This is a genomic window from Ensifer sp. GW101-20A05 (genome assembly GCF_059424735.1).
Genome location: NZ_JBWKZT010000001.1, coordinates 664,676 through 682,307 on the forward strand (window position 1 = coordinate 664,676; position 17,632 = coordinate 682,307).

A 17,632-nucleotide genomic window follows, 5' to 3' on the forward strand; every position below is an offset into this window, starting at 1 on the left:
AAAGTTCACGGGCCGAAAAAAGTCGCTGATCCGGCGGAACCATTCCCGCGCCACAGCGTTGGCCTCGCGCTCGAAAAAGACTGAGAACGAGGAAAGCAAATGAGCGAGAAGTTCTTCGCCACTCCCATCCCCCTCCGGTTATCTGCAAAACGGCAGACCGTCGTCAGAACGGTCTTCGAAGCCGTCGAGTTGCTGCGGCAATGGCCGGGGCGTCGCGGACGGGAGTACCGCGCGGCTCTCAGGCGCTGCCTGGACGCGCTGGATGGATTGACGAGTACGGACCGGGCCAGCCGCTGCTTTGCTGCCGCTGCCCGCGAATCGGGCCTGCTTCTGGCCTGACGTGGAAGTCCCCAAGGTCCGTAGATCGGGTCTCTCACGATGCGCCGAAGGACGATCGGCGCATCGCCCCCCCAAGGGCGCGCGGAACAAGCGCGGCTTCACCTTTGACGAAAGAGACGATCAGTCGGCGAGTTCGGCCGCTTCCTTCGTCTGACGGTCGGCAAGCGCCTTCAGTGCTTCCTTGTCGAGACGCCAGTCCGGCGAGCCATAGCCAAGCGGCCATTTGTAAGGCTCCTTGTCGTTGAAGAACACGACGGTGGTCAGGAGCGGAAAGGCCCGGCGATAGGTCTGTTGGTCGAGGATTTCCTTGTACCAGGCGCGCCTGTAGTCCGCCGAGCCCGAAACGCCGAGTTCGGCGATCATGACCGGTTTGCCGAAGCCCGCGACGCGCTGGTATTTTTCGTTCAGCGCCTCGCCGAAGCGGCGCTCACGGCCCCAGTAGTCGACATCCATCTTCTGCAGGCCCCAGACGGGGATCCCGACGACGTCGACGACATCGTCACCCGGATAGTAACCGGCGAGATTGCGATGGCCCTTCGGCGACCAAACGAACCGCGCTTCCGGCGCCAGCTCCCGGCATTTGCCGACGAAATAACGAAACGCCTTCTTGTAGCCTTCCTTGTCGCGGCGCGCCCAGGGATAGCGGCCGTCGGGGTCCTCCATCTCGTGGCCCCAGCGCACATAGACCGGACCGTGGAAAGCGGCCGAACGGGCACAAACGTCGCCAATCTCGCGATCGAAGCGGCCTTTGCCGATATCGGCGAACAGCCTTTCGCCGCCGGCGCGCCAGTCGGCGGCATGGGTATAGGGCTCGACCGAGAGCATCAGCGCCCGCCCCTGCCGCGCCGCGATCGCGATCTTGCGCTTCAACAGCGCCCGGTCCGGCTTCTGCCAGTAGACGAAGACATGTTCGAGCTCGAGCGCATCGCTGTCGGCAACGGCATCATGCGGATCGTAGACGCCGATGGCGACCGCCCGCTCCGTCGCGCCCTTTGCCGGCGGCGCGATCGCCGCAGTCGTCAGCGCCCGGTCGATGCCATCGGCCGGATCATCCGCGCGCGCCGCCGGTGTTCCGGTGACGGCAAAAAGCGCCAGTGTTCCCGCGGCAAGGGCTGCTCTCAAAAGTCTGGCAGACAACGAACATTCTCCGGCGGATCGTCTCTCGACGCCGCGAATGAAACCGGACACATCACGCGTGCGGCGGTCAGAAGGTCACCGCCAAAGAGGGGATCGCCCCGATCCCCAACGATCCGAGGCGGCTTCACCGCACCGGAGTTACGCAAACTCGAACAGAGCAAACTCGAACAGAGACAGTCCCGTTAGAGCGAAGCTCTCAGGAAGCAGTGCGACGTGCGGCCGAAGCCGCTCGGCGAACAGATATAGGGCGCGCGGCCCAGATAGCTGGTTGCGCTCTTTTTCATCGGCTGCGGCGCGGCCACATCCTCATCAGCCTCGGCGACCCGCAACTGCTTCTCTTCCTTGCGGATCTTGACCGAAGGACTTGCATAGGCGCTGGAATGGCTCGACGAAAACAGCGGCGTTTCACCGATGACCGTCGACGAGCAGCCGGCGGACAGGAGCAGAAGGCCAAGAATGGAAGCGGTCGGTACGAGATACTTGAAACCCGAAATGGTGGTTCGGCTCTCGCCGGCACATGCGGTCTTATCTCGCATAAGCATCCTTTCGAATTGGCGGCTATGGCCGCCCGGTGCCTCCTTTGGGGGATATGGCGGCATTGTTCAACCCCCTTTCCATTATAAATTGCTTAAATTAACAAATTCTTTCTTAGGCTTTTCTTCCAGCGGTTGCAGCTGAAGGCACTGGCCCATGCGCCAACGCGGCCGCAGATCGATCGCACACTGGACTCGGAAGGCGACATCAGGATCGGGAAGACAAAGCAGGAAAACCAGATGCTTGCCCGACAGGAGACGCGAAGGCGAACGCGCCCACCACCGGCGACACTACCCACTCCACTGGCCACCACGCCCGGTGGTAGATGCGGCAACGGTAACGCCGGATGGTTCGCAAGGAAAAATCTCGCACGACAGCGGAAAATTGGCGGCAAAGACGCCGCAAACGCCACGCTTATCGGTCAAGTGGCACGCCATGGAACGAAAACAGCGCCCCATTCCTCATTTTTAGCCACCGCGCATTTACAGTTCGTTGACCTCTGGCAGCCACTTTGGTGCCAGGCGCAACATGTTTGAGCGTATGCGCCCACTCCAAAACTGCCCGCGTCCTGCGGGCATTTTTTTTGCTGTACCGGTCAGGGCTCAAAGAGAGCCGGCGCGATGCTCGCCATCCGGCCTTCAACCTTCAACCGTAATGTGGCTTCTGGAACAGGCACAATTACTGGCTGCCGATAACCTGGCGCAACAACCCCAACATGTTTCGTTCTCCACATTTCAGGCAGCCGATTTGGAGAGAGATGAATGGTGGGCCCGGAGGGACTCGAACCCCCAACCAAGCGGTTATGAGCCGCCGGCTCTAACCATTGAGCTACAGGCCCACGCTGGATCTGCAGGCGTCCTCAAAACGTACCGATTCGAGGATAAGACATGCAGCAACTCTAAGTACTACAGCAACCTTTGCGCCTCTGATAAAAACGCGTGGCACCGTAGTGATCCAGGTGCGCGAACCAATGGCAGTTCGCGGTGGCAATGGCTCTAGCCGAAAACCTTTTTGCCGACAAGCCATTGCCGCAATGCTCACACAATCGCCGAGCATGAAGACGCCAGGGACGGAACAACCGGAGAGACATAGACCATGATTTCCACACGCACTGCCCGCACGCTTTCGATCGCCGCTTTTGCCGCCGCTTTTGCCGGTGTAGCCGCCGCTCAGGCGCAGGAGACCGACAAGGACAAGGCAACCATCGTCGTTGCCGGCGAAGGCCGCGCGACGGTCGCGCCCGACATGGCGGTCCTGCAGCTCAGCGTCGTCAAGGACGCCAAGACCGCCCGCGAAGCGCTGGACGCCAACAACAAGGCCATGGCCGAAGTGCTAAAGGCGTTGAGGGCCGACGGCATTGCCGATCGCGACCTGCAGACGAGCGGCTTTTCGGTGAACCCGCAATACAACTATCCGACCAATACCGACGGCGGCAATCGCCCGCCGGAGCTGATCGGCTACCAGGTGGTAAACGGCGTCAGCGTCCGCGTGCGTGACCTCGCCAAGCTCGGCGAAATCGTCGACAAGTCGGTGACGCTCGGCGTGAACCAGGGCGGCGGCGTGCAATTCACCAACGACAAGCCGGAAGGGGTCATCACCGAGGCGCGCAAGGCGGCGGTCGCCGACGCCATCGTCAAGGCGAAGGTTCTCGCCGAAGCTGCAGGCGTCTCGATCGGCAAGATCCTCAACATCTCAGAACAGGGCTTCCGTCCCGAGCCGGTCCCGATGATGCGCGCCGGCATGGCCAAGGAATATGCCGCCGATGCCGTGCCGGTCGCAACCGGCGAGAACAGCTACAACGTCACGGTCAACGTGACCTTCGAAATCAAGCAGTAAGCTTGCAAGGCCCGCCGCAACCGCGTGGGCTTTCACCTAATCCTCGCCCCTGGTGCCGGAGATCGGCGCCGGGGGCGAAGTGTTTTTGGGCGGCACGCCGAGTGTGCGCCTGCGGATGTGTGTGGAGGTGCGAAGCAGGTATTGCCGCGGTTGCGGCTACCGACAGTCCGACCGCCAAAGGAAGCCTTTGGGTCGAAACCGGCTCGCCCCACGCACGGTCATCCTCGCCCTTGAGGCGAGGATCAAGACCGTCATCGATGTGCGCGTCGGCGCGGGTCAGGCTCGAGGATGGTGCTCGAGGAGAGGCGTTTTCCCAAAATAGCTGGCAGAGGGGCCGCCTCGGAGCGCGTGCCTGGGCATGACCACCCGTTGGCAAAAACGAAAAAGGCCCCCCATGCCGAAGCATGAGGGGCCATTCTTCCGCCGGCCGGGGGAGACAAGGCGGGAAGATTTGTTACCAGCGACCGATCGTCGGGCAGCCGCGGGCGTTTGCGAAGACGATCGTCTGGCGGTAGCCGTGGCGGCGGCCTTCGACGACGACGCGGCGCGGCGTGACGTCGGCGACATAAGCGCGGCGCAGGCCGCGATCGCGGGCCTTGTCGACGGCCATCCACGGTGCGCAGCGGCCGCGGCGATCACGATCCCAGTGGCGGTCACGGCCGCGACCGCGACCCCAGTCGCCTTCGTCACCGTAGCCGCCGTTATAGTCGCGGTACTGCACGTCGTCGCGGTACTGCACGTCGACGCCCGGGCCGAAGCCGAACTCGATCGAGTCCGCCGAAGCGGTGGAGGCTGCACCAAGCAGGCCAGTCAATCCAATGACGGCTGCGGCTGCGGCGTTAAAAAAGCGGTTCTTCATGACATCTCTCCAGGCTTGAAGGGTTCAATGGGGCAATCACCGTCCCAAGCGATTGAGCAAAGGATAGGTTTCCCAAGCTGAACGACAGCGGAACCTGGTGTTCATGGGAGGTTCAGAATGCCGGAGCGCGATCCGCCCCTCTTTGGCGCGAGATTCGCCTTGCAAGGAAGGCGGTCACACGGAGCGCTTGTGAATGATAAGCTACTGATCCAAAATGACTTCTTGCGATCAAGACGCGCAACGAAGCGGCTCGGAACGCAAGGAGCAAATCGGCCGCTCGATCATCGCAGCAAAGGCAAATCAGGCGTCGCCGGGACGGCCGCGCCCAAGGAACGCTGAGGCATTTTCTGCCGTCGAAGGTGGTGGTCAGCCGATTCGCGGGCAGCCATAGGCATTGGCGAAGACGACCCGGCTCAAATATCCGCGGCGCCAACCGACCACGACGACACGGGAATGGGTGACCCGCTCGACCCGGGCGCGATGGAAGCCCCGGCGCCAGGCCCTGCCCAGTGCTTCGCGCGGCGAGCAGTAGCCGCGATGGCGAACGAGATCGACGTCGCCACGCTCCATCGTCGGCAGCGGCATCGGGGCCGCAGCCTCGGCCGGCAGGCTCGCGAAGCTCGTCACGGCGAGCGCAACCGCCAGAACCGAATTACGAAACATGGCTTTCATGGATCTTCTCCCGGTCAACGCAAAACAACAATCCGGTCGGCAACCGGTGCCCTAGGATAGGCGGCCCGCGCGCGCCTGCCATCGTAAATTTCCGCCATCGCGCGTTTCTGTCAATCCGAGCTCTCGTCAGCCGGCGAGCGCCCGTTCGAAAACGCGGATGTTGCGATAGTGGCTGAGGCGGGTGATGGCGCCGTCTTCGATCTCGAAGATCAGCACGCTTGGAATGGAATAGCTCTGGCCGGACGCGGCGGGGAAGCCCTCCATCGTTTCGCGATAGGTGCCGCGCGCCGTCAGGTCCGCCGCCACCCGCTGGCCGAAGGCATCGCGCATCAACACCACATCGCCGAACTGTTCGTCGAAACGGCGCAGATAATTCATCAGCCAGGCGCGCAAGGGGCCAACGCCGACGGTGCGCTGGCCGGTCAGCGAATCGAGCTCGACATCCTCATGGACGAGCCGAGCCAGCGCCTCGAAATCACGCTGGTTCAGCGCTTCGATGAAGCGATTGGCAATGGTCTGTGCATCCGTCATCCTGTTCCTCTCCCGCGCCGCGCTGTAGCCCTTTGGTCTCCATGCTCTAACTAGAACGGATCCCGTGCCGGTCAATTGCGCCCTGTCGCATCGATCGGGCGGCGATCAAGCGCCAAGGTGCAGCACGATCTCGCGGCGGTGCGGCCGGTCGCGATGTTCGAAGAGGTAGATCCCCTGCCAGGTGCCAAGCAGCATACGACCACCGGCAACGGGAATGCCGAGCGAAACCGGCGTCAGCGCCGCCTTGATATGCGCCGGCATATCATCCGGTCCTTCCTGGGTGTGCACGACCCAGCTCATCGAGGGATCGGAAGATGGCGGCACCAGGCGACGGAAAAAGGCGTCGAGGTCGCGCCTCACATCCGGGTCGGCGTTTTCCTGGATGAGAAGCGAGCAGGACGTGTGCCGGACGAAGACGGTCAAAAGCCCCTCGCCGTCCGTATTGGCCCGCACGAAGGCGGCCGCCTCGACCGTGAACTCGTAGAGCCCCTGGCCGCGGGTGGAAATGGTGATGCTCGTCTGCGGCATGTCGATCTCCAGCCGGCAATTGCACCGGCTGCAAGGCAGGTGCAACGCGTTGATGTGCCCAACGCTTCTACCCCTGGACCGTTCCCGGTCCAAGGCAGTGACCGCAGGAAAGGCAACGCGCCGCTACATCTCGAGGAACGTCTGGAAGCCGCCATAGATCATGCGCTTGCCGTCGAAGACTTCCTTCCAGGCATCGCCCTGCAGCCGCGGATCGGCCATCACCTTGGCAACGATCGTGTCGCGGTCGGCGCGGGACTTGTAGGCGATCCACGAGAAGACCACGGTCTCGTCGTCCTTGGCCTGCACCGAGCGGGGGAAGGACGTCACCTCGCCATAGGGCACGTCATCTGCCAGGCATTCGTTGTAGGAGAGCGCGCCATACTCCATCCAGACATCGCCGGCCGCCTTGGCCATCGCCTTGTACGCCTCGATATTCGCCTTCGGCACGGCAACGACAAAACCATCCACATAGTTCATTGAGAAATCCTCCTTGGTTCTTTCGACCAGCATAGGACGCTCGGGGCATAAAGGTTCCGACACCAGTTCCAATTTTTTTCGAGCGGCGCCTGTCGGAGCGGGCATCACCCGTTCGTCCTTAGTTGGTACCAATCACCACGGGAGACATATCCATGCAGAAGATCACGCCTTTTCTCTGGTTCGACGATCAACTGGAGGAAGCCATCGGCTTCTACACCTCCATCTTCCGCAACGCCCGCGTTACCGACATCAATAGGGGACCCGATGGCAGAGCCTTCACCGCGAGCTTCGAACTCGAGGGGCAACACTTCATGGGGCTGAACGGCGGCCCGCATTTCAAGTTCAACGAGGCGGTATCGTTTTTCGTGCGCTGCGCCGACCAGGCGGAGGTCGACTACTATTGGGACCGGTTGCTCGAAGGCGGCACGCCGCAGCATTGCGGCTGGCTGAAGGACAAGTTCGGCCTTGCCTGGCAGATCATTCCCGACGCGCTGATGCGACACCTCAGCGATCCCGATCCGGCCCGCGCCGCCCGCGCCCAGCAGGCGATGATGGGCATGATCAAGATCGAGGTCGCCGAACTCGAGCGCGCGGCGGCCGGCTAGAGCATCCCGCTTTCAAGTGGAATCACTTGAAGGCGGAAAGATGCTCTAGAATCAAAGTACTAGAGCGACCTTGGTGCGTTCTCTGAACGCACGGCGCTCGAGCAATTCCAGCTAAAGTGTGAAACGGTTTTGCGTCCGGAATTGCGTAAAAAACAGCTGGAGAGTTTCCGCGGGCCCGTTTCTCTAGCTGCCGCAGCCGCGCAATTGCCGATTGTAGATCGAAGCCATGCCGGCCGCCCGCTTGGCGCCGGTCTTGGCCGTATCGCTCCAGTTGCCCCGCGCATAGCCGGCGTGGCCGTGGTAATAGGCGACGTAGAGCCGGTAGGCGTCGTTGAGCGCGATGCCGTTCTGCTGTGCGCTCTCGCGGTGATACCAGGCAATGAAGCGGATGGCGTCGCCGAAGTCCGAGCGCCGCGCCGCCCAGCGGCCGGTCTCGCTCTGGTAGCGCGCCCAGGTGCCGTCGAGCGCCTGGGAATAGCCGTAGGCGGTCGAAACGCGCGTCCAGGGGATGAAGCCGAAGAGCTTGGTGCGCGGCGGCCGCGCATTATGGCGGAAGCCGGACTCGGTATAAACAGTCGCCAACAGGATCGGCACGGGCACGCCGTATTCGCGCTCGGCGCCATAGGCGGCACGGCGCCAATTGTGGAACAGGCCATCTCGCTGCTCGAAAACCGCACAGGCATTCCGGGTGTCTCTCGGCACCGTTCCGCAGCCGGCCAGCAACAGGAGGACGACGACAAATACGCAACGCATCGCAGAACCTCGGGTTTCCGAGAGATTGATAAAGTGTAAACGTTAAGGATCTCTTTTGATTCAAAGGCGAACGATCGGGAGAACGGCATGGCGATGTCACGAATGCTGCTGCCGCTTCTCTTCGCCGCGGGCCTTGGCGGTCCCGCAAACGCCGGCGACATCGGCCGGCTTTATCAGAGCGACGCGATCGTCACCGGCACCGGCGAGATCAACCGGCAGATCGGCTTTCGCGAATGCCTCGGTGAAGTTTTGGTCAAACTGTCGGGCGATCCGACGATCCTCGACGCGCCCGGCTTCGCCGCGCTCGGGGCCGAGGCCGGCAGCTTCGCCTCGTCGTTTTCCTACCGCGACCGGCTCGAAGGTATCCCGATCCACGACGAACAGGGCACTCACGATCGGCCGCACGATCTCACCTGCCGCTACGCGCCGGCGACGATTGACCCGCTGCTTGCAAAGCTCGGTCGAAAGCCATGGCTTGCGCCCCGCCCGGTGATCGCCGTACTGCTGGCGGTCGAGGATCAGAGGCGCCGTTTCGTGCTGGCGCGCGACGGCGACGAAAGCCCCTATATGGCCGACTCGCTCCGCGCGGCCGCGACACCGCTGGCGCTCTCGGTCACCCTGCCGGACAGGGCGACCGTCGCCGGTGGAAAGCTGGACTTTGCCACGATATCCCAAGCGAGCCCGGAGAGCTTCGCCAGGCTCGCAATGCCGAGCGAGGGGGACGTGACGCTTGCGGGCACACTGGTCTGGTCCGATCAAGCGCGCGGCTGGATCGCCAATTGGCGGATGCTGTCCGCCGGTAAAAGCTATGAATGGCAGGTCAGCGGCGTCAGCTTCGACGACGCTTTCCGCAATGCGCTACGCGGAGCGGCCCGCATCCTCTCCGGAAACGGGTCGCCCTGAGCAGATCCAGTATCGCTGGCCGTTCAGCCTATCCGAGCGAGGCAATCAGTTCGCGATAGGCGGCCTCTGGAAATGCCTTGAGCGTGGTCGAGCGCACATTGCCGGCCATGCCGAGCGTGAGGGCGAAGCGTGCGGCGATCGCGTCATCGGGTGCCTCGACGACGGCCACCATGTCGTAGTCGCCCATAGTCAGGAAGAAATGCTTGAAGGAGCCGCCCATCTCGCCGAGCACTTGCCTTGCCGCGTCGAGCCGTTTCGGAGACTCGCGCACATTCTTGACGCCCTGCTCGGTCCAGTTGAGGAGCATGACATAAGTGGTCATCCTACACCTCCACGGGGGCACGCTTCACGCCCGCGGTGCGATTGCTTCCGCGTCTTAGACGGGGTGCCCCAGATTGCTGCGAAAGCGCGACTATACTCCTGGGCGCAGAGCCTCACAATAAATCGCTTGGGTGAGGCAGAAACGAAAAAGCCGGGCGATCTGCCCGGCTCTTCTCATTTTCGATGTACCCGACTTTAGCTGTCGAGGAACGAGCGCAGCTTGCGGATTGCTTAGCTGTCCAGGAAGCTTCTCAGCTTCCTGGAGCGGCTCGGATGCTTCAGCTTCCGGAGCGCCTTCGCCTCGATCTGGCGGATACGTTCGCGGGTGACCGAGAACTGCTGGCCGACTTCTTCGAGCGTGTGGTCGGTGTTCATGCCGATGCCGAAGCGCATGCGCAGCACGCGCTCTTCGCGCGGCGTCAGCGAGGCGAGAACGCGGGTGGTCGTCTCGCGCAGGTTCGCCTGGATGGCGGCGTCGATCGGCAGCAGCGCGTTCTTGTCCTCGATGAAGTCGCCGAGGTGCGAGTCTTCTTCGTCACCGACAGGCGTTTCGAGCGAGATCGGCTCCTTGGCGATCTTCAGGACCTTGCGCACCTTTTCGAGCGGCATGGCGAGCTTTTCGGCCAGTTCTTCCGGCGTCGGCTCGCGGCCGATCTCGTGCAGCATCTGGCGCGAGGTACGGACGATCTTGTTGATCGTCTCGATCATGTGCACCGGAATACGGATCGTGCGGGCCTGGTCGGCGATCGACCGGGTGATCGCCTGACGGATCCACCAGGTGGCGTAGGTCGAGAACTTGTAACCGCGGCGGTACTCGAACTTGTCGACCGCCTTCATCAGGCCGATATTGCCTTCCTGGATCAGATCGAGGAACTGCAGGCCGCGGTTGGTGTATTTCTTGGCGATGGAGATGACGAGGCGCAGGTTCGCTTCGACCATCTCCTTCTTGGCGATGCGCGCTTCGCGCTCGCCCTTTTGCACCATGGAGACGATGCGGCGGAACTCGGCGATCGAGATACCGGTTTCGGTGGCGAGATTCTGGATCTCCTGGCGGATGTCGCGGATCGTCTGGTTTTCGCTCTTGGCGAATTCCTTCCAGCCCTTGCCGGCCAGATTGCTGATCGACTTCATCCAGTTCGGGTCGAGTTCGGCGCCCGAATACTGCTCGAGGAACGAGTCGCGCTTGACGCCGTAGGATTCGGCAAGCCGCAGCAGGCGGCCTTCGTTCTGCATCAGCCGCTTGGAAATGTCGTAGAGCTGTTCGACCAGGCTGTCGACGCGGTTCTGGTTGAGCGACAGCGACTTGACCGCCTTGATCAGCTCGTCCTTGAGCTCCTTGTAGCGGCGCTCCTGGGCGGGCGACAGCGTGCCGGTGGCGGCAAGACGGGCTTCCACCTGCTGGTCCTGCAGCTTGCGCAGCTTCTTGTAGGTCTCGGCGATGATGTCGAGGGTTTCCATGACCTGCGGGCGCAGTTCCGCTTCCATGGCGGCGAGCGAGAGGTTCGACTCGTCGTCGTCTTCCTCTTCCTCCTCGGTCGGCATGACATCGCCGCCGACATTGGTGATGTCGTCGTCGTTGGCGGCCGTGCGCACCTTGCGGGTCTTTTCCTTCTCCTCGGCAGCCTTGCGGTCAGCCTCGATCTTTTCCGGGCTCTGGAACTGCGGAGCAGCCTTGGCCTCAGGACCGGAATAGGTGGTTTCGAGATCGATGATCTCGCGCAGCAGCGTCTGGCCTTCGTTCAGTTCGTCGCGCCAGATGATCAGCGCCTGGAAGGTCAGCGGGCTCTCACAGAGACCGGCGATCATCGTCTCGCGGCCAGCCTCGATGCGCTTGGCAATCGCGATTTCGCCTTCGCGGGACAGGAGCTCGACCGAGCCCATCTCGCGCAGGTACATGCGGACCGGATCGTCGGTACGATCGGTCGGTTCCTTCTTCTTGCTGGTCGCAAGCGCCGTGCCGCTGGAAGGGGCGAGTTCGCCGCCTTCGCTCTCGCCGTCGTCGTCGCTCGCCTCGTCGTCACCGCCGCCGGCAGCCTCTTCGGCTTCCTCGTCCTCGATCACGTTGATGCCCATGTCGGACAGCATCGCCATCGTGTCTTCGATCTGTTCGGAGGTGACTTCCTCGGACGGAAGGACGGAGTTGAGCTCGTCCATCGTCACGTAGCCGCGCTTCTTGGCGGCCTTGATCATCTTCTTGACAGCGTCGTCGGAAAGATCGAGAAGCGGACCGTCCGGAGCACCTTCGCGTTCTACGTCAGCTTCTTCGTTTTCTTTGACTTTGGTTGCCATTTAGTTCGTCGCTTTCCTTGTCGCAACCGGCGTGAGCCCGGTGCAAATGCCGCTCGAAGGTTCGGGCACGCCGCGTACCCGCCACCGAATCATTTCCCCTGACGTAACGGGATGATGTTTAATTCCTGTTTAACCACGAATGCGATCGTGGCAAAGCGGGCAAGCTTCGACAGTCCTGCCACTGAAACGCCTCTGGCATGATTCCCTAACCGCCGTGTCATTTCGCCATTTCTTATTCGGAAATGGTGATTCCCAGAATTTTCGATCCCGTCAAGCATTTCCGCTGAAAAACCGGCTGATTCGGCAAAAATCACCGTTCCTATCGCTTTTTGGGGTTTATCAGCTTCCGCTGAAGATGTAGGCGCTGCCCGCCAAAAGACAAGGGTGCCCCCGATTTAATCGGCAAGGTCCCGTTGTGCCATATCCGCATCGCAACCAGGGCTTCATCTTTTCCCTGCTCCTAAACCGAACGACCGTCGTATTTGACGATCCTGACCGCCTCCAGATCGAACTCCGGCAGGCAGCGCAGGTTGATCGCCGCCATCTTCCCATGCGGCCCATCACCTTCGCCGAAAGGGGCGATGCCACAGGTATCGCAAAAATGATGCTGGATGACATGATTGTTGAAGAGATAGGTCGAGAGGTCCGTTTCCGGCGTCTTCATCGTCAGCCTGTCTCGGGCCACGAAGGCGAGCAGCCCGCCGCGGCGGCGGCATAGCGAACAATTGCAATCGACCGCCTCGGCGAAGTCCCCTTCCACCTCGAAGGCGATCTTGCCGCAATGGCAGCTTCCCTCATAACGCATGCACCGATCTCCCCTTTTCCGCCAACAACCCCTTCGGTCTCCGGCCAAGATATAGCGACGGCGCGTCCAAGCAAGCGGGTTTGCGAGCGGTGATATCCGCGCAAAGCCATTCCCCGAAACGCCCATTTCAGACGGAAATTCGCAAGATTATTCCGGTTTCTCGCTTGCGCCCGACCCGATCGCGGACGACCTTCGCCGCCGATCTCATGGAGGCTCAAATGCTCATCAAGGAAACCGACGCCATGCGCGTGCTATCGATCGCGCAGCGCCTCACCATTCCCGACGTCAAAAGTGAAAGCGCCGCGCTGGCGCCTGTCATCGAGGCGGAGATGGAACGCTCTCGCCTGGCGCCCGCGGGGCCCTGGATCTTCATCGCGCAGAACCTGCCGAAAAATGCCAAGACCCTGTTCGACTGGCGCATCTGCCGCCGGGTCACCGGCGGCGAGGATTATCACGGCGACCTTGAGCTGATCGATCTGGAACCGATCATGGTGGCGTCCGCCCGGCATCAGGGGCCGATGCGCAGCCTCTTTACCGAGGGCTACGCACCGCTCGTCGGGCAGATCAAGATGAGCAGGCACAATTTCTCCGGCGAGAGCCGCGAAATCTATCATCGCTGGGCGGGCCAAGGCGCCCGCTACCACGAGATCGAGATCCAGTTCGGCCTCGCCAACTGAGCCGCCCCAGCGCTTTACCAGTCCATCACGACCTTGCCGGAGTTGCCGGAGCGCATGGCCTCGAAGCCGTCGCGGAATTCGTCGATCCTGATGCGGTGGGTGATGACGGGAGAAAGATCGAGGCCGCCTTGCACGAAGGCGATCATCTTGTACCAGGTCTCGAACATCTCGCGGCCATAGATGCCCTTGAGGTTGAGCATCTTGAAGATCACCTTGTTCCAGTCGATCTCAAAGCCGGCCGGCGCAATGCCGAGGATAGCGATCTTGCCGCCATTGTTCATCTTGTCGATCATGTCGCGGAAGGCCGGTGCCGCCCCCGACATCTCCAGCCCGACATCAAAGCCCTCGGTCATGCCGATCGCCTTCATCACGTCGGCAAGGTTCTCCTTCGAGGCGTCGACGACGTAATCGATGCCGACGCTCTTGGCGAGCGCCAGCCGCGTCGGGTTGATGTCGGTGATCACCACCTTGCGGGCGCCCGAGCGCTTGGCAACCAGCGCGCCCATGATGCCGATCGGCCCGGCGCCGGTGACGAGCACGTCCTCGCCGACGAGATCGAAGGAAAGGGCGGTGTGCACGGCATTGCCGAACGGGTCGAAGATCGCCGCGACCTCGTCGGGCACGTCGTGCGGGATCGGCACGACGTTATATTCCGGCAGGCAGACGAACTCGCCGAAGGAACCCGGGCGGTTGACGCCGACGCCGAGCGTGTTGCGGCACAAATGCCCGCGGCCGGCGCGGCAATTGCGGCACTTGCCGCAGACGATATGGCCCTCGCCCGACACCCGTTCGCCGACATGGTACTTGGTGACGGCCGAGCCGACCTCGGCGATCTCGCCCATGAACTCATGGCCGACGACCATCGGCACCGGGATGGTCTTTTGGGCCCACTGGTCCCAGTTCCAGATGTGCACGTCGGTGCCGCAGATCGCCGATTTCTTCACCTTGATCAGCACGTCGTTCGGGCCGATCTCCGGCACCGGCACGCGCTCCATCCAGAGGCCTTCTTCCGGCTTCGATTTCACCAGCGCCTTCATCATGTTCGTCATCAGTCTCTCCCTCAGATCACGCCAAGCTCGCGGCCGACCGTTTCGAAGGCGGCGATCGCCCGGCGTACGTCGTTCTCGCTGTGGGCTGCCGACATCTGCGTGCGGATGCGCGCCTGGCCCTTCGGCACCACCGGGAACGAGAAGCCGATGACATAGACGCCCTTCTGCAGCATGCGCGCCGCCATCTCCTGCGCGAGCGCCGCATCGCCGAGCATCACCGGGATGATCGGGTGGCCCTCGCCGGCAAGCGTGAAGCCGAGCTTCGACATCTCGGTGCGGAAAAGTGCGGCGTTGGCATAGAGCCGTTCGCGCAGCGCATCGCCGTTCTCGATCAGGTCGAAGACCGTGAGCGAGGCGGCGGCAATGACCGGCGCCAGCGTGTTGGAAAACAGATAGGGCCGCGAGCGCTGGCGCAGCCACTCGACGACCTCGGCCTTGGCCGAGGTGTAACCGCCGGAGGCGCCGCCGAGCGCCTTGCCGAGCGTGCCGGTGATGATGTCGATGCGGCCCTCGACGCCGCAATGTTCGGCCGAACCGCGGCCATTCTTGCCGACGAAGCCGACCGCATGGCTGTCGTCGACCATCACCATGGCGCCGTATTTGTCGGCGAGGTCGCAGACGCCTTGCAGGTTGGCGATGATGCCGTCCATCGAGAACACGCCGTCGGTGGCGATCAGCTTGAAGCGGCTGCCCTCGGCCTTCTTCAGTTCCTCCTCCAGCGCCGCCATGTCGTTGTTGGCGTAGCGGAAGCGCTTGGCCTTGGAGAGGCGCACGCCGTCGATGATCGAGGCGTGGTTGAGCGCGTCGGAGATGATCGCGTCCTCTTCGCCAAGCAGCGTTTCGAACAGGCCGCCATTGGCATCGAAGCAGGAGGAATAGAGGATGGTGTCTTCCAGGCCGAGGAACGACGAGATGCGCGCCTCGAGGGCCTTGTGCTCCTCCTGCGTGCCGCAGATGAAGCGCACCGAGGCCATGCCGTAGCCGTAGCGGTCGAGCGCCTGCTTGCCGGCCTCGGCCAGTTCTTCGTTGTCGGCAAGGCCGAGATAGTTGTTGGCGCAGAAGTTGAGCACGCGGTCGCCCGAGGCGACCTCGATCGCGCCCGCCTGCTTCGAGGTGATGACACGCTCCGACTTGTACAGCCCGGCCGTCTTCAGGCCCTCGAGTTCAGAACGAAGATGGGACAGAAAGGCTGAAGTCATGGCGCTCTCGCTCACAGAAAACATCGCGTTCCTGACGAGTATCATGACGGCTTTCGACTTGCAGCAAATTCCAGCGCGCCGAGGAGGCCGGCGCAAAAACGACAGGGCATTTCACGGCGAGATGGCGTGAGGGATATATTGTGTCGCCGCAGGCGCGCTCACGGACATATTCCTTCGCCGCGTCAGCACCCGCCGTGCGCGAACTCACCCTTCCACATATCCATCAATCACCGCCAGGAACGCTTCGCCGTAGCGCTCGCGTTTGCTTTCTCCGATGCCGGGGATGTCGAGCAGTTTGTCGAAGTCCCGCGGGCGCTCCTTGGCGAGCGCGATCAGGGTCGCGTCGGGGAAGACGACATAGGGCGGGACGTTCAGGTCCTTGGCGATCGAGAAACGCTCTGCGCGCAAGAGCTCGAACAGTTCGAGGTCCGAGCCGGCGAGATCGGCGCGCTCGCGCTGCGAGCCCGACTTTGCGCCGCGCGCGGCCTTGCCCGACGTCGGACGATCCTTGCGGAAGAACACCTGGCGTTCGCGCTTGAAGACGGCGCGCGCGTCCGGCTCCAGCTTCATCGCCCCGAAGGCAGCATGATCGACGCTGATCAGCCCCGCCGCCAGCAACTGCCGAAACACCGATTGCCAGGTACGGGCAGGAAGATCCTTGCCGGCGCCGAAGACGGGCATCTCGACATGGCCGAAACGCTCGGTCTTTTCGTTGACCGTCCCCATCAGCACATCGACCACATGGCCGGTGCCGAAGCGCTCGCCGGTGCGATAAACGGCGGCAAGCGCCTTGATCGCCGCTTCCGTGCCATCCCAGGTTTCGACCGGTTTCAGGCAGGTGTCGCAATGGCCGCAGCGCCCGGGATGGACTTCGCCGAAATGCGCGAGGATCGCCTGGCGGCGGCAGCCGGCGGTCTCGCAGATCGCCAAGAGCGCGTTGAGCTTGCCGCGCTCGATGCGCTTGATGTCGTCCGCCGCCCCGCCCTCGTCGATCATCCGGCGGCGCTGCAGCACGTCGGCCATGCCATAGGCCATCCAGACCTCCGACGGTTGGCCGTCACGGCCGGCACGCCCGGTTTCCTGGTAATAGGCCTCCACCGATCCCGGCAGATCGAGATGGGCGACGTAGCGCACGTCGGGCTTGTCGATGCCCATGCCGAAGGCGACGGTCGCGACAAGGCAGAGGCTCTCTTCCTTAAGAAACGCGTCCTGATGCTTGTCTCTGAGCGTCCGGTCCATGCCCGCGTGATAGGGCAGCGCCCGGATCCCCTGCGCGTTCAGCCATTCGGCCGTATCCTCGACCTTCGCACGCGACAGGCAATAGACGATACCGGACGAACCCTTGAAGCGCGAAAGGAAGCGCAGCAATTGCTGGCGCGGCTGGTCGCGCTCGACGATTTCATAGGCGATGTTCGGCCTATCGAAGCTGGTCGTGAAGACCTTGGCATTGGTCAGCGCCAGCCGCTCGACGATATCGTCGCGTGTATGCGGATCGGCAGTGGCTGTCAGCGCGATGCGCGGCACGCCTGGATAACGCTCCGCCAGCAACCCGAGCGCGCGGTACTCCGGGCGAAAATCATGGCCCCATTGCGAAACGCAATGCGCCTCGTCGATGGCGAAGAGCGCGATGCGGGCATCGCCGAGGAGATCGGCGAAACCATCCGTGACGATCCGCTCCGGCGTCACATAGAGAAGGTCGAGCGTGCCGTCATAGATCTGTCGCCGCACGGCGATCGCTTCCTCGCGGGTCAGCGACGAGTTGAGGGCCGCGGCATTGACGCCGAGCTGCTTCAACGCCTCCACCTGGTCGCGCATCAGCGCAATCAGAGGCGACACGACCACGCCAAGCCCGGGACGGCAGAGCGCCGGGATCTGGAAGCAGAGCGATTTCCCGGCGCCGGTCGGAAAGAGAACGACGGCATCGCCGCCACCGGTCACGTGCTCGACCACTTCCTGTTGTCTGCCGCGAAAGGCGGAATAGCCATAGACGCGCTTCAGCACATCGAGCGGCGCCGGGCCGGCGTCGTCGAAGAGATGGCTGGCAGCGCTTGCGCCGCGCTTCGCCCTTTCGACAAACTCCATCACGTCTCCTTCACGGGAATCACTGCCTGCAATCAT

The 17,632-nt window shown here is 62.7% G+C and carries 19 protein-coding genes and 1 tRNA gene; 5 read left to right on the forward strand and 15 right to left on the reverse strand.

Features of this window, described 5'->3' with window-relative positions; all coding sequences use genetic code 11:
* Positions 1-99: 99 nt before the first annotated feature.
* Entirely contained in the window at positions 100-339 is a 240-nt protein-coding gene (locus tag AC070A_RS03360; RefSeq protein WP_057253209.1) for a DUF982 domain-containing protein, read from the forward strand.
* Positions 340-459: 120 nt separating this feature from the next.
* On the opposite strand, the gene AC070A_RS03365 is transcribed toward AC070A_RS03360, so the two are convergent.
* The 3 genes from AC070A_RS03365 to AC070A_RS03375 form a co-directional block, all read right to left on the reverse strand.
* Positions 460-1,476, reverse strand: a complete 1,017-nt coding sequence (locus AC070A_RS03365) for a glycoside hydrolase family 26 protein (RefSeq protein ID WP_162771001.1) — start codon at positions 1,474-1,476, stop codon at positions 460-462.
* A 182-nt stretch (positions 1,477-1,658) separates the two neighbouring features.
* The gene (locus tag AC070A_RS03370; RefSeq protein ID WP_255571048.1) at positions 1,659-2,012 is read right to left on the reverse strand and encodes a hypothetical protein; all 354 of its coding nucleotides are present in this window, start codon (positions 2,010-2,012) and stop codon (positions 1,659-1,661) included.
* Between the two features lie 760 nt (positions 2,013-2,772).
* A tRNA-Ile gene (locus AC070A_RS03375) sits at positions 2,773-2,848 on the reverse strand.
* 257 nt (positions 2,849-3,105) lie between these two features.
* Between AC070A_RS03375 and AC070A_RS03380 the strand changes: the two genes are divergently transcribed.
* Positions 3,106-3,846, forward strand: coding sequence for an SIMPL domain-containing protein (locus tag AC070A_RS03380; protein ID WP_057253203.1), 741 nt, complete (start codon positions 3,106-3,108; stop codon positions 3,844-3,846).
* Between the two features lie 454 nt (positions 3,847-4,300).
* On the opposite strand, the gene AC070A_RS03385 is transcribed toward AC070A_RS03380, so the two are convergent.
* The 5 genes from AC070A_RS03385 to AC070A_RS03405 form a co-directional block, all read right to left on the reverse strand.
* Positions 4,301-4,705, reverse strand: coding sequence for a hypothetical protein (locus AC070A_RS03385; protein ID WP_113133024.1), 405 nt, complete (start codon positions 4,703-4,705; stop codon positions 4,301-4,303).
* 366 nt (positions 4,706-5,071) lie between these two features.
* Positions 5,072-5,377: a hypothetical protein gene (locus tag AC070A_RS03390; protein WP_113737592.1), complete on the reverse strand. Its 306-nt coding sequence runs from the start codon at positions 5,375-5,377 to the stop codon at positions 5,072-5,074.
* 126 nt (positions 5,378-5,503) lie between these two features.
* Entirely contained in the window at positions 5,504-5,908 is a 405-nt protein-coding gene (locus tag AC070A_RS03395) for a ketosteroid isomerase-related protein (RefSeq protein WP_057253198.1), read from the reverse strand.
* A 105-nt stretch (positions 5,909-6,013) separates the two neighbouring features.
* Positions 6,014-6,436, reverse strand: a complete 423-nt coding sequence (locus AC070A_RS03400) for a secondary thiamine-phosphate synthase enzyme YjbQ (protein WP_058324742.1) — start codon at positions 6,434-6,436, stop codon at positions 6,014-6,016.
* A gap of 123 nt (positions 6,437-6,559) precedes the next feature.
* A complete protein-coding gene (locus AC070A_RS03405; protein WP_057254348.1) occupies positions 6,560-6,913 on the reverse strand; it encodes a DUF1428 domain-containing protein in 354 nt (117 codons plus the stop codon).
* Between the two features lie 152 nt (positions 6,914-7,065).
* On the opposite strand from AC070A_RS03405, the gene AC070A_RS03410 reads away from it, so the two are divergent.
* Entirely contained in the window at positions 7,066-7,518 is a 453-nt protein-coding gene (locus AC070A_RS03410; RefSeq protein ID WP_113737591.1) for a VOC family protein, read from the forward strand.
* 183 nt (positions 7,519-7,701) lie between these two features.
* On the opposite strand, the gene AC070A_RS03415 is transcribed toward AC070A_RS03410, so the two are convergent.
* Entirely contained in the window at positions 7,702-8,271 is a 570-nt protein-coding gene (locus tag AC070A_RS03415) for a transglycosylase SLT domain-containing protein (RefSeq protein ID WP_058324740.1), read from the reverse strand.
* Positions 8,272-8,358: 87 nt separating this feature from the next.
* Here AC070A_RS03415 and AC070A_RS03420 point away from each other — a divergent pair, with 87 nt between their 5' ends.
* On the forward strand, positions 8,359-9,174 hold the full coding sequence (locus tag AC070A_RS03420) for a DUF2066 domain-containing protein (protein WP_113737590.1): 816 nt from the start codon (positions 8,359-8,361) through the stop codon (positions 9,172-9,174).
* A 28-nt stretch (positions 9,175-9,202) separates the two neighbouring features.
* Here the strand turns inward: AC070A_RS03420 and AC070A_RS03425 are convergent, their stop codons facing one another.
* The 3 genes from AC070A_RS03425 to AC070A_RS03435 form a co-directional block, all read right to left on the reverse strand.
* Positions 9,203-9,496 carry a GYD domain-containing protein gene (locus AC070A_RS03425; protein WP_057253192.1) on the reverse strand — a complete coding sequence of 98 codons (294 nt, stop codon included), beginning with the start codon at positions 9,494-9,496 and terminating at the stop codon, positions 9,203-9,205.
* A gap of 230 nt (positions 9,497-9,726) precedes the next feature.
* On the reverse strand, positions 9,727-11,784 hold the full coding sequence (gene rpoD / locus AC070A_RS03430) for an RNA polymerase sigma factor RpoD (protein WP_057253188.1): 2,058 nt from the start codon (positions 11,782-11,784) through the stop codon (positions 9,727-9,729).
* Positions 11,785-12,244: 460 nt separating this feature from the next.
* Positions 12,245-12,589, reverse strand: coding sequence for a GFA family protein (locus AC070A_RS03435; RefSeq protein WP_113737589.1), 345 nt, complete (start codon positions 12,587-12,589; stop codon positions 12,245-12,247).
* A gap of 218 nt (positions 12,590-12,807) precedes the next feature.
* Here AC070A_RS03435 and AC070A_RS03440 point away from each other — a divergent pair, with 218 nt between their 5' ends.
* On the forward strand, positions 12,808-13,266 hold the full coding sequence (locus AC070A_RS03440) for a hypothetical protein (RefSeq protein WP_113737601.1): 459 nt from the start codon (positions 12,808-12,810) through the stop codon (positions 13,264-13,266).
* A gap of 14 nt (positions 13,267-13,280) precedes the next feature.
* Here the strand turns inward: AC070A_RS03440 and tdh are convergent, their stop codons facing one another.
* The 3 genes from tdh to recQ all read right to left on the reverse strand — a co-directional run bounded on the left by tdh (position 13,281) and on the right by recQ (position 17,596).
* Complete coding sequence (tdh, locus tag AC070A_RS03445) at positions 13,281-14,315, reverse strand: L-threonine 3-dehydrogenase (protein ID WP_113737588.1); 1,035 nt, start codon at positions 14,313-14,315, stop codon at positions 13,281-13,283.
* 11 nt (positions 14,316-14,326) lie between these two features.
* Entirely contained in the window at positions 14,327-15,514 is a 1,188-nt protein-coding gene (locus AC070A_RS03450) for a glycine C-acetyltransferase (RefSeq protein WP_492384709.1), read from the reverse strand.
* A 204-nt stretch (positions 15,515-15,718) separates the two neighbouring features.
* Positions 15,719-17,596, reverse strand: a complete 1,878-nt coding sequence (recQ, locus tag AC070A_RS03455; protein WP_492384710.1) for a DNA helicase RecQ — start codon at positions 17,594-17,596, stop codon at positions 15,719-15,721.
* Between the last annotated feature and the right edge of the window lie 36 nt (positions 17,597-17,632).